The 12,309-nt window shown below is 73.3% G+C and carries 4 protein-coding genes; 1 reads left to right on the plus strand and 3 read right to left on the minus strand.

Annotation, left to right across the window (positions count from 1 at the left end; all coding sequences use genetic code 11):
• Nucleotides 1-306 precede the first annotated feature (306 nt).
• The 3 genes from ACLJQZ_RS41145 to ACLJQZ_RS41155 are packed head-to-tail and all read right to left on the minus strand — an operon-like array spanning nt 307 to nt 3,470.
• Nucleotides 307-1,074, minus strand: a complete 768-nt coding sequence (locus ACLJQZ_RS41145) for an ABC transporter permease (RefSeq protein ID WP_326949528.1) — start codon at nt 1,072-1,074, stop codon at nt 307-309.
• A complete protein-coding gene (locus tag ACLJQZ_RS41150; RefSeq protein ID WP_410626309.1) occupies nt 1,064-2,053 on the minus strand; it encodes an ATP-binding cassette domain-containing protein in 990 nt (329 codons plus the stop codon). The genes ACLJQZ_RS41145 and ACLJQZ_RS41150 overlap by 11 nt, the downstream gene beginning before the upstream one ends.
• A 25-nt stretch (nt 2,054-2,078) precedes the next feature.
• Entirely contained in the window at nt 2,079-3,470 is a 1,392-nt protein-coding gene (locus ACLJQZ_RS41155) for a glycosyltransferase (protein WP_410626311.1), read from the minus strand.
• A 424-nt stretch (nt 3,471-3,894) separates the two neighbouring features.
• Here ACLJQZ_RS41155 and ACLJQZ_RS41160 point away from each other — a divergent pair, with 424 nt between their 5' ends.
• Nucleotides 3,895-12,291 carry a type I polyketide synthase gene (locus ACLJQZ_RS41160; protein ID WP_410626313.1) on the plus strand — a complete coding sequence of 2,799 codons (8,397 nt, stop codon included), beginning with the start codon at nt 3,895-3,897 and terminating at the stop codon, nt 12,289-12,291.
• Nucleotides 12,292-12,309: the final 18 nt, after the last annotated feature.

Below are 12,309 nucleotides of genomic sequence, written 5' to 3' on the forward strand. Positions count from 1 at the left end.
CGCCTCGGCCACCATCGCCGCCGCAGCGGCCTGCTCCGGCGACTGCTCCCGCGCCGGCTTGGACTCACGCTTACGTGGACTCACAAGGTCCGATGTCATCACTCACAGTGCCCATCCCGCCGGACCTCAGCCCGGCGTGTCGGACCGGAAACACCGATCTTGGAACAGTCCCGGTCATCATGTGACTGGAGGGTCGACTCGCGTGATCAGAGGGTCGACACGCGTGATTGGGGCGACGACACGGGTGCGGGTAGCAAAAAAGCCGGGCCGGGGAGCGTGTCCCCGGCCCGGCTGTGAGGGCAGAACTCAGGCGGTCTCGGTTTGGAAGGTGCGGGTGTTCCAGCGCAGGGCCAACGCCGCCAGCGCGATGATGACCACCGCGCCCATCAGGGTCGGGACCAGCGGGAGGGTCTCGCGGAAGCTGGCCCGGCTGATGTCCACGATGTACGCGAGCGGGTTGAAGCGCGACAGGACGTACAGCCACGTCGGCGCGCGGTCGGGGGTGATCGGGAGCAGGATGCCCGACAGCAGCGTCAGGGGCAGGATCGCGATGTTCACCAGCGACGAGAACGCGTCCTCGTTCTTCAGCTTCAGCACGATCGCGTGCGAGCAGCAGGCGATCGTCATCGACGTCAGTGCCGCGATCGCCAGCACCAGCAGCACACCCACGATGCTCAGCGAGACGCCGAAGACGCCGCCCGCCAGGACCAGGATGATCACGCTCTGGATCAGCGACAGCGTCACCGACGGCAGGGCCTTGCCCAGGCTCAGCGACGTCCGGCTCACCGGGGTGACGCGCAGCCGGTCCAGGGTGCCGTTGCGGAGGTTGCTCAGCAGGATGTAACCGCCGTAAATACCGTTGGTCGCCGCGATCTGGACGATCAGCGCCGGGGTCAGGTCCACCCACGACGTGCCCGCCGGGGTGCCCGGCGCGCGCGTCACCAGCACGGCCAGCAGCGGCCCGCACAGCACCAGGTACAGCACCGGCTGGATCATGCCCATCATCAGGTACGGCTTGTTCCGCAGCGTGACGGCCAGTTCGCTGCGGTAGATCAGGATCGCTTCACGCAGCATCGGTGACTCCGTCGGGTTCGAGTCCGGCGGTGGCCGGCTCGCGCAGGCTCCGGCCGGTCAGGGTGAAGAACACGTCGTCGAGCGTCGGCCGCTGGACGCGCAGCGCGACCAGCGGGATGTCCGCCCGGTCCAGCGCCCGGACCAGCGGTGAGAGAACCTCCTCGCTGTGCGCGACCTGGAAGTGCAGGGTCGCGCCGTCGCGCCGCAGGCGCTCCGCCGAACCCAGGCCGGCGACGACCAGCTCGGCGTGGTCCGCGAGCTCCTCGGGCACCGTGACCTCGACGCCGTCGCCGAGCAGCCGGGACTTCAGCGCGTCCGGGGTGTCCTCGGCGACGATCACGCCGTTGTCGATGATCTGGATCCGGTCGGCCAGCGCGTCGGCCTCGTCGAGGTAGTGCGTCGAGAGGAACACCGTGACGCCCTGCTCGTCGCGCAGCCGGCGGATGTGGCTCCACAGGTGGGCGCGGCTCTGCGGGTCGAGGCCGGTGGTCGGCTCGTCGAGGAACAGCAGCGTTGGGCTGTGGACCATGCCGAGCGCCAGGTCGAGCCGGCGCCGCTGGCCGCCCGAGAGCGTCACCGTGAGGCGGTCCTGCAGGCCGTCGAGGTCGAGCTGGTGCGAGATGTCCCGCGCCCGCTCGGTCGCGTCGGTCTTGTTCAGGCCGTACAACCGGCCCTGCAGCACCAGTTCCTCGCTGACCTTGCGCTCTTCGACCGTGCCGCCGCCCTGGGCGACGTAGCCGATGTGCCGGCGAACGCTCGTCGGCTCGGTGAGCAGATCGGCACCGGCGATGGTGGCCGTGCCGGCCGTCGGCTTGATCAACGTCGTCAGCATGCGCATGGTCGTGGTCTTCCCGGCGCCGTTCGGGCCGAGGAACGCCACGATCTCGCCGGCGCCGACGTCCAGGTCGACACCGCGCACCGCCTCGACCGTGCGGCCCTGCGCGGTGAACGTCCGGGCCAGTCCCTGGGCCTTGATCATCGATACCTCCGGGTGCGCCGGCCGGTCACCGGGCGAGCCGGGCCGACGGGGTGGGTGACTGCGCGGCCGGCTCGCCGGTGACGAGGGACAGCAGCAGGTCGGCGGCGGCTTCGCGGCCGCGGCCGGGTTCGTGCTGCAGCCGGGCGATTTCCCGGGCCCGGGTGGTGAACTCCGGGTTCCGCAGCACTTCGGTCAGCTTCGCGACGGTGTCGTCGACGTCGACGATCTCGGGCCGGTCGACCACCAGGCCGACGCCGAGGTCCCGGCCGCGCACGGCCTGGTCGTAGCAGTCGACGAACAGCGGGCGGGTCAGCAGCGGCTTGCCGAAGTAGAGGCTCTCGACGAACCCGTTGCCGCCGCCGTGGGTGAAGTGGGCACGCACGTGCGGATGAGCGAGGACGTCCAGCTGCGACGGCAGCCACTTCTCGATCCGCAGGTTCGCGGGCAGGTCGTCCGGCAGCAGTTTGTGGGCCGCGGCGGGCAGCCGCCACAGCACGGAGTGGTCGCCGTAGAGGCGCCGCGCGACCTCGACGAGGTTCGCGACCTCCGTCGCGCCCAGCCGGGCGACCGTGCCGAACCCCATGTACACGACGGATTCGTGCCGGTCGAGCCAGCCCTTGACGTCCTGCTCGTCCGGCAGCTCCGGGATCGGCGGCAGGATCGCGCCGAGCATCCGGAAGTGCTCCGGGACCTCGAGCGGGTAGTCGAGCTCGGCCAGCGTGTAGCTGAACACCAGCTGGGCCAGGTCGATCCGGGACGTGTACTTCGCGGCCAGCCGCGACACGCCGAGCTCCTTGTTGGACTTGACGTACTCGACGACCCGCTTGCGCAGCACCGAGTCCGCGATGAAGAGACGGCCGCGGCGGCGGCGGAAGGCGTTGTTCTCCCGGCGCTGCTGGGGCGTCATGTCCTGCGGCAGCCCGGAGTGCGGGGCCGGGTAGGTCTTCGGGAGCTTGTTGACGAGGTTGCTCGGCGAGAACGGCGCGCTCACGATGTACGGGATCCCGTAGGTGACGGCCAGCTCGAAACCCGCGTGCAGCAGGGAGTCGATCACCATCAGCGCCGGCTCGACCTCGCGGACGATCTCTTCGAGCGCGCGGTAGGTCGCGTTGCGGAACCGGGTGTCGAAGGTCTGGCGCATCAGCGCCTTGTGCGCCTTCCAGCGGGACTGCTGGGTGACGGCCGCGTAGGTCTCGTCGTCCCAGGCACCCGAGGACAGCTCGGGGATCGGGGCGCCGAGCGAGCGGAACGCGACCGTCCCGATCGCCTCCACCTCGTCACGGCGGTTGTCGCTCGTCGCGAAGTACAGGTCGGGAACGTCCCGCCGCGCCAGCTCGGCGGCGAGCACCAGCTGGGGGTTGATCAGTCCGCTGTCCGGCGAGCTGACGAAGAGGATCGGGCGCCGATCTCGGCTCATGGTCGAGCACCTTTCACGGACGGGGAGCGCGCGGACCGGGCGACCGTAACAGCGGTGTTTCCGTGATTTACCTACTGTTGCGCGCGGTCCGCGGCGCTGGGGGAGCGGCCAACACGGCGCCCGGAGCGGCCGACACGCTGCCCGGAGCGGCCAACACGTTGCCCGGAGGGGCCAACACGGCGCCGGGAGTGGCCGACACGGCCGGGGTGTCGGCGTGTTGGCCGTTCCGGCGCTTGTGTTGGCCGCTCCGGGCGGTGTGTTGGCTGTTCCCGCGTGTGTGGTGGCCGCTCCCGGCGTGGGGTGCGGCCGGAAAGACTAAGGGTTTGCGGGCGCGGGGTGGGTTTGACTCACGCGATGCGGAATCCGGACCCGGCCCCGGGATCCGGCGCCGCCGGACCCGTCCGGACGACACCGAGAGGCCAGGATGGCTAGCGAGAGCCAGCTTCGTGACTACCTCAAGCGCGTCACCGCCGACCTGCACCGGTCCCGGCAGCGCGTCCGCGAGTTCGAGACGGCCGCGGCCGAGCCGATCGCGGTGATCGGGATCGGCTGCCGGTTCCCCGGCGGCGTCTGTTCGCCGGAGCAGCTGTGGGACCTCGTCGCGGCCGGCACCGACGCGATCGGCCCGCTGCCCGCGGGCCGCGGCTGGGACGCGCTGCTCGCCGGCGTCGACCGCAGCACCGTCAGCCTCGGTGACGTCGACGCCTGGCGCGGCGGCTTCGTCGACGAGCCCGACCGCTTCGACGCCGGGTTCTTCCGCATCTCCCCGCGCGAGGCCCTCGCCATGGACCCGCAGCAGCGCGTGCTGCTGGAGGTCACCTGGGAGGCCCTCGAACGCGCCCGGATCGTCCCCGCGAGCCTGCGCGGCAGCCGTACCGGCGTCTTCGTCGGCACCAACGGCCAGAGTTACGGCAAGCTCCTCGCCGCGTCCGGCGAGACCGTCGAAGGGCACACCGGCACCGGCAACACCGCCGCCGTGCTGTCCGGCCGGATCGCCTACGCCTTCGGGTTCGAAGGCGCCTCGGTCACCGTCGACACGGCCTGTTCGTCTTCGCTGGTCGCCGCGCACTGGGCGACGCAGTCCCTGCGCTCCGGCGAGTGTTCCCTGGCCCTCGCCGGCGGCGTCACGGTCATGGCGACGCCCGAAGCGTTTGCCGAGTTCAGCAAGCAGGGCGGCCTCGCGCCGGACGGCCGCTGCAAGGCGTTCGCCGACGGCGCCGACGGCGTCGGCTGGTCCGAAGGCGCCGGCATCCTCGTCCTGGAACGGCTTTCCGACGCGCAACGCCACGGCCACCCGGTGCTCGCCGTGCTGCGCGGCACCGCCGTGAACTCCGACGGCGCCAGCAGCGGCCTGACCGTCCCCAATGGACCGTCGCAGCAGCGCGTGATCCGCTCCGCGCTCGCCGCGTCCGGCCTGACGACGAACGACGTCGACGTCGTGGAAGCCCACGGCACCGGCACGAAACTGGGCGACCCGATCGAGGCGCAGGCGCTGCTCGCGACCTACGGCAAGGACCGCGAGACCCCGCTGCTGCTGGGCTCGGTCAAGTCGAACTTCGGCCACACCCAGGCCGCCGCCGGGGTCGCCGGGATCATCAAGATGGTCATGGCGATCCGCCACGGCGAAGTGCCGCGCACGCTGCACGCCGAGACGCCGTCGTCCCAGGTGGACTGGTCCGCCGGCGCCGTCACCCCGGTGACCGAGCAGGTGTCCTGGCCCGAGACCGACCGGCCGCGCCGCGCGGCGGTGTCGTCGTTCGGAGTCAGCGGGACCAACGCCCACACGATCGTCGAGCAGGCCCCCGAACCCGAAACCGCCGAGCCCACGACCACCACGGGTCCGGTGCCGTGGTTCGCCTCGGCCCGCTCCGAGACGGCGTTGCGGGCCCAGGTCGAGCGCCTTCTCGCCGCGACGACCGACACCACACCGGCCGCCGACGTCGCTCTGTCCACGGCCGTGACGCGCGCCGGGTTCGAACACGGCCTGGCCGCCGTCGGCCCGGACTCCACGACCCTGCGGGAAGCGCTGCGCGGCTGGCTCGACAAGGGTGCGGCTACCGGCGTCACCACGGCGTCCGCGGTCCGCGGCGAGACGGCGTTCCTGTTCTCCGGCCAGGGCGCGCAGCACCGCGACATGGGCCGCCGCCTGGCCGAGGTCTACCCGGCGTTCGCGGCCGCCTTCGACGAGATCGTCGAGCGGTTCCCGAACCTGCGTGACGCCCTCGGTGACGACCGGATCGACCGGACGGAGTTCGCGCAGCCCGCTCTCTTCGCCTTCGAGGTCGCGCTGGCGAGGCTCCTCGGCACCTGGGGCGTCCGCCCGGACCACGTCGCCGGGCACTCGGTCGGCGAGATCGCCGCCGCACACGTCGCCGGGGTCCTGACCCTGGACGACGCCTGCACGCTGGTCGCCGCGCGCGCCCGGCTGATGGGCGCGCTGCCCGAGGGCGGCGTGATGGTCGCCGTGCGCGCGTCCGAAGTGGACGTTCAGCTGGTGCTGGAGGACGGCGTCGACATCGCCGCCGTCAACGGCCCGGAGTCGGTCGTGCTCTCCGGCGTCGAGGACGCCGTCGTCGCGGTCGCCGCGAAGTTCGCCAAGCACCGCCGCCTGCGCGTCTCGCACGCGTTCCACTCGGTCCTGATGGAACCGATGCTCGACGAGTTCCGCCAGGTCGTCGCGCAACTCGCCTTCGCCACCCCGCGCGTTCCGGTCGTCTCGGCCGGCGATGTCACCGACCCGGAGTACTGGGTCCAGCAGGTCCGCGACACCGTCCGCTTCGGCGACGCCCTGTCCCGGCTCACCGAAGCCGGTGTGACGCGGTTCGCCGAGATCGGCCCGGACGCCGTGCTGTCCGGCCTGGTCGACGCGGCCGTCGTCGTGCCCCTGTCCCGGCGTGACCACGACGAGGACACCGCTTTGGTCACCGGGCTGGCCGCGCTGCACGTCGGCGGCGGTACCGTCGACTGGACGGCCGTGCTCGCCGGGGCCCGCCTGGTCGACCTGCCCACCTACCCGTTCCAGCGCGATCGGTACTGGCCCACGCTCACCGTCCGCGCCGGCAACGCCGCCGGGCTGGGCCTCGCCGCCGTTCGCCACCCGCTGCTCGGCGCCGCCCTCGACGTCGCCGGAACCACCGAGTCGCTGCTCACCGGCACGCTGTCCCTGGTCACCCAGCCGTGGCTCGCGGCGCACCTCGACGGTGGCCGGATCACGTTCCCCGGCACCGGCTTTCTCGAACTCGCCCTGCGCGCGGCCCGAAACCTCGGCTGCCCGGAGATCACTGAACTCACGCTCACCGCGCCGCTGGTGCTCGGCCCGTCCGACGCCCTGGTCCTGCAGGTGCGCGTCGGCCCGCCCTGGCCCGACGGCAGCCGCCCGATCGACGTCCACAGCGCGCCCGCCGGCGCCGACGTGCCGGACTGGACCCACCACGCCACCGGCACCCTCGCCGCCGGCCCCGGCCCGGAACCCGCGGTACTGACCGAAGGCGCCTATCGCACCGACATCACCCTGCCGGACACCCTCGACGGGCAATTCGACCTCCACCCGCTGCTGCTGTCCGAGGCCTTACGCGCGTGTGTGGCCGATGGTGAGCCCACCCCGGAACCCCGGGTCTGGCGCGGCGTTTCCCTGCACGTGCCGGGTGTGACGAGGCTCCGGGTGCGCATCGCCCCGCTCGACGGTACGTCCGTGAGCCTGGCGCTGCTCGACTCCGCGGACCGGCCGGTGTTCCTGGCCGGTGAGGTCGAGTTCACCGGTGGCACCGGACTGGCGGATCTGTCCGGCCTGGCCGCCGGGCCGGTAGCGCGCGTCGCGTCGAGCCCGCTCGCCGGGCACTGGGCCGACCTCGGCGAGGCCGACCGCACCCGGGCAGCCGAAGACCTGGTGCGCACCACCGTCGCGGCCGTGCTCGGGCACGGCGACAGCGGCGCGGTCGGCACCGGCCAGCCGTTCACCGACCTCGGGTTCGACTCGATGATGTCGGTGGAACTGCGCAACCGCCTGACCGCCGCGACGACCCTCGAACTCCCGGCCACGCTCGTGTTCGACCACCCGACCCCGGCCGACGTCGCGCGGTTGCTGCTCGCCGGCCTCTTCGGGGAAGCCGAGCGCACCGGCCCGGTCCGCCGCACGCGAGCGCGCGGTGACGACCCGGTCGTGATCGTCGGGATGAGCTGCCGCTACCCCGGGGGCGTCCGGTCCCCGGCCGACCTCTGGACCATGGTTTCGAACGGCGACGACGCCGTCGGCCCGTTCCCCGCGGACCGCGGCTGGGACCTCGCCACGCTCGCCGCGGGCGCGTCCGCCACGACCTACGGCGGCTTCCTCGACGAGATCGACCGCTTCGACGCGTCCTTCTTCGGCATCTCGCCCCGCGAGGCCCTCGCCATGGACCCGCAGCAGCGCCAGGTGCTCGAGACGTCGTGGGAGGCCCTGGAAGACGCCGGGATCGACCCGCTCGGCCTGCGCGCCAGCGCGACCGGCGTGTTCGTCGGCACCAACGGCCAGGACTACGCGAGCGTGCTCGCCGGCAGCGACGCCGACGTCGGCGCGCACGCGGGCCTCGGCAACGCGGCGAGCGCCGTCTCCGGCCGGGTGTCCTACGTGCTGGGCCTCGAAGGCCCGTCGATGACCGTCGACACGGCGTGCTCGTCGTCGCTGGTCGCGCTGCACCTCGCGAGCCAGGCGCTGCGGGGCGGCGAGTGTTCGCTCGCGCTCGTCGGCGGCGTGCTCGTGATGTCCAGCGCCAACTACTTCCTCGGCACCAGCCAGCAGGGCGGCCTCGCCCCGGACGGGCGCTGCAAGGCGTTCGCCGATGCGGCCGACGGCACCGGCTGGGCCGAAGGCGTCGGCATGCTCGTCGTCGAACGCCTCTCCGACGCCCGCCGCCACGGCCACGAGGTCCTCGCCGTGGTGCGCGGCTCGGCGGTCAACTCCGACGGCGCGTCCAACGGCATCACCGCCCCCAACGGCCCGTCCCAGCGCCGGGTGATCCGCGCCGCCCTGGAAGACGCCGGACTGTCCACTTCGGACGTCGACGTCGTCGAAGCACACGGCACCGGGACCACGCTGGGTGACCCGATCGAGGCCCAGGCGCTGCTGGCCACCTACGGCCAGGACCGCGAGCACCCGTTGCTGCTCGGCTCGTTCAAGTCCAACATCGGCCACACACAGGCGGCCGCCGGGGTCGGCGGGATCATCAAGATGGTCCAGGCGATGCGGCACGGCGTCGTGCCGCCGACCCTGCACGTCGACGCCCCGTCGTCCCATGTGGACTGGACGACCGGCGCCATCGAGCTGGTCACCGAGCCGACGCCGTGGCCCGCCGCCGAACACCCGCGCCGCGCCGGCGTCTCCGCCTTCGGTGTCAGCGGCACGAACGCGCACGTCGTCCTGGAACAGGCCCCGGCCGCCCCGGCGCGGAAGCCGGATCCGGAACCCGCGGTTGTCCCGTGGGTGCTGTCCGCGGCGAGCCGCTCCGCGCTTCAGGCGCAGGCCGCCCGGCTGATCGACGCGGACACCACGTCGGTCGCCGCCACCGGGCTCGCCCTCGCGACCCGACGCGCCGCGCTGCACCACCGCGCGGTCGTCGTCGGCGCCGACCCGGCCGCGCTACGCACTGGTTTGGCCGCGCTGGCCGCCGGGAACGAGGCGGGGAACGTCGTCGAGGGCACGGCCCGCGACGGTGGCCTCGCGCTGCTGTTCACCGGGCAGGGCTCGCAGCGGCTCGGCATGGGCCGCGAGCTGCACACCCGGTTCCCGGTCTTCCGCGACGCCTTCGACGAGGTCTGCGCGCAGTTCGACGGTTCCCTGCGTGACGTCGTCTTCGGCGACGACGCCGCGCTGCTCGACACGACCGGCTGGGCGCAGCCCGCGATCTTCGCGCTGGAAGTCGCGCTGCTGCGGCTGATCGAGTCCTGGGGCGTGCGGGCCGACCACTTCGCCGGCCACTCGATCGGCGAGATCGCCGCCGCGCACGGTGCCGGGGTGCTGTCCCTGGAAGACGCGTGCACGCTCGTCGCCGCCCGGGCGCGGCTGATGCAGGAGCTGCCCGAAGGCGGCGCGATGATCGCGCTGCGGGCGAGCGCCGACGAGGTCGAGCCGCTGCTCGGCCCGGACGTCTCGCTCGCCGCCGTCAACGGGCCCGCGTCCGTCGTGATCGCCGGGACCGAAGCGGCCGCCGAAGCCGTCGCCGCGCACTTCGAGAAGGCGCGGCGGATCACCGTCAGCCACGCCTTCCACTCGCCGCTGATGGAACCGATGCTGGACGACTTCGCCAAGGTCGTCGCCGGGCTCGACCTGCGCGTGCCGCGGCGGGCGATCGTGTCCGCCGTGACCGGGCGGCCCGAGCGCGAGCTGCTGGCCACCGCGCAGTACTGGGTAGACCACGTCCGCCAGACCGTCCGGTTCGGTGACGTCGTCGTGGACCTCGCCGCCCGCGGTGTCACCCGGTTCGTCGAGGTCGGCCCGGACGGCGTGCTGTCCGGCATGGCCGCGGAGACCCTGGACGACGCCCTGCTCGTGCCGCTGCTGCGTGCGGGCCGCGACGAAGAGACGACGGTCGTCACCGCGCTGGCCCGACTGCACGCCGACGGCGTCGACGTGGCCTGGGACGCGTTCTTCGCCGGGGCCGACGCGCGGGGCGTCGCGCTGCCGACCTACCCGTTCGCGGGCGAGCGGTTCTGGCCGCAGCCGGCGGCCACCGTCGCACCGGTGGAGAGCGGCGGCGACGAAGAGTTCTGGGCCGCCCTCGAGGGCGCCGACTTCACCGGCTTGGCCGCAGAACTCGACGCCGACGCCGACGAACTCGCCCGCGTGCTGCCCGCGCTCTCCGCACGGCGCAAGGGACACGTCGACCGCACGATCACCGACGGCTGGCGCTACCGCGTCGACTGGCAGCCCCTGACGGCCACCGCCGCGCCGCGCCGCGAAGACTGGCTGGTCGCCGTACCCGCCGCCCTCGACGGCGACGAACGGATCGACGTCATCGTGGACGCGCTCGGCGCCGACACCGTCCGGCTCGTCGTCGACACCCCGGACCGCGACGTCCTCCACGACCGGATCACCGCCCTGCTCGAAAGCTTCCCGCGCCCGGCGGGAGTCCTGTCCCTGCTCGCGCTCGACGAGGAACCCGCGGCCGACACGCCGTCGGTGCCCGCCGGGCTCGCGACGACAGCCGCGCTCGTCCAGGCCCTCGGCGACGCCGGCGTCGACGCGCCGCTGTGGTGCGTCACCACCGGCGCCGTCCGGATCGGCCCGGCCGACGCCGCCGGGAGCCTGGCGCAGGCCGCCGTCTGGGGCCTGGGCCGGGTCGCCGCGATGGAGTACCCCGGCCGCTGGGGCGGCCTCGTCGACCTGCCCGCCGACTTCGACCCCCGTGCGCTCACCCGCCTGCCCGCGACGCTGGCCGCGGCGGGGGAGGAGGACCAGCTCGCGCTGCGCCCCGGTGGCGCGCACGTCCGCCGTCTCGTCCCCGCTCCGGCCGGAGCGCCGGTGTCGGACCGGGCCGCCGTCCCGAAGGACGGCACGGTCATCGTCACCGGTGGTACCGGCGCGCTGGGCGGCAAGCTCGCGCACTGGCTCGCCGACGAGGGTGCCGGGCACATCGTGCTCACCAGCCGTCGCGGCCTCGACGCGCCGGGCGCCCGTGAACTCGCCGACGACCTGACGGAGGCCGGGGCCCGCGTGACCGTCGCCGCCTGCGACGTCTCCGACAAGACCGCGCTGGCCGGCCTCATCCAGGGACTGCCGGCCGAGTTCCCGCTGCGCGGCGTGGTGCACGCCGCCGGTGTGCTCGACGACTGCGTGGTCGACGCCGTCGACCCGGGCCGCTTCGAGACCGTGCTGCGGCCCAAGACCGCCGCCGCGCTCAACCTGCACGAGCTGACCGCGGACCACGACCTGAGCATGTTCGTCCTGTTCGCCTCGATCGCCGGCACCGTCGGCGGGCCCGGCCAGGGCAGCTACGCCGCCGCCAACGCGGTGCTCGACGCCCTCGCCGAACAACGCGCCCGGGACGGGCTGGCCGCGACGTCGGTCGCCTGGGGCGCGTGGGGCGAGGTCGGCATGGCGGCCGACCCGGCGATCCAGGAACGCATGCGCCGCAGCGGTGCCGCGGCCCTCGCGCCGAGACGCGCGATCCTCGCCCTCGGCGAGGCCCTGCGCCGCGGCGACGTCTCGCTGACCGTCGCCGACATCGACTGGAGCCGCTACGCGCCGGGCATGGCGCTGATGCGGATGACGCACCTGCTCGACGGGGTCCCGGCCGCCCGCGCCGCCGTCGAGGCCGCGCGGCGCGAACCGGAAGCCGCGGAAACCTCGCTCGTCGACGAACTGGCCGCGATGTCCGAACCGGAGCGGGTCAGCACGCTGTCCCGCGCAGTGCGGACGGCGGCCGCGATGATCCTCGGGCACTCCTCGCCGGACGCGATCGAACCGGAGGCCAAGTTCGGCGGCCTGGGCTTCGACTCGCTGAGCGCGGTCGAGTTCCGCAACCTCCTGGCTCGCCGCACCGGGCTGAACCTGGCGCAGGGCATCGTCTTCGACCACCCGACGCCGCTCGCGCTCGCGCAGTTCCTGCGGACCGAGCTGGTGCCGGCGGACCGGCCGGCGGCCGATCCGCTCACCGAAGAACTGGACCGGCTGGAACGGGCGCTGGCGGGCGCCCAGCTCAGCGACATCCGCAAGGACGACCTCACCCGACGGCTGCACGGGCTGCTCGACGGGATGCGGTCCGACCGCGTCGCCGGCGACGTCGTCCTCGCGGCTTCGGACGACGAAATGTTCGACCTGCTCGGCAAGGAGTTCGGGATCTCGTGAACAGCCACGATGGGCGAG

The organism is Amycolatopsis sp. cmx-8-4, assembly GCF_046548675.1.
Taxonomy (GTDB): Bacteria; Actinomycetota; Actinomycetes; order Mycobacteriales; family Pseudonocardiaceae; genus Amycolatopsis.

Excerpts from the sequence above, each read along its gene's own strand:
- ACLJQZ_RS41145 (WP_326949528.1), bottom strand. The coding sequence starts at position 1,074 with ATGCTGCGTGAAGCGATCCTGATCTACCGCAGCGAACTGGCCGTCACG.
- ACLJQZ_RS41150 (WP_410626309.1), bottom strand. The coding sequence starts at position 2,053 with ATGATCAAGGCCCAGGGACTGGCCCGGACGTTCACCGCGCAGGGCCGC.
- ACLJQZ_RS41155 (WP_410626311.1), bottom strand. The coding sequence starts at position 3,470 with ATGAGCCGAGATCGGCGCCCGATCCTCTTCGTCAGCTCGCCGGACAGC.
- ACLJQZ_RS41160 (WP_410626313.1), top strand. The coding sequence starts at position 3,895 with ATGGCTAGCGAGAGCCAGCTTCGTGACTACCTCAAGCGCGTCACCGCC.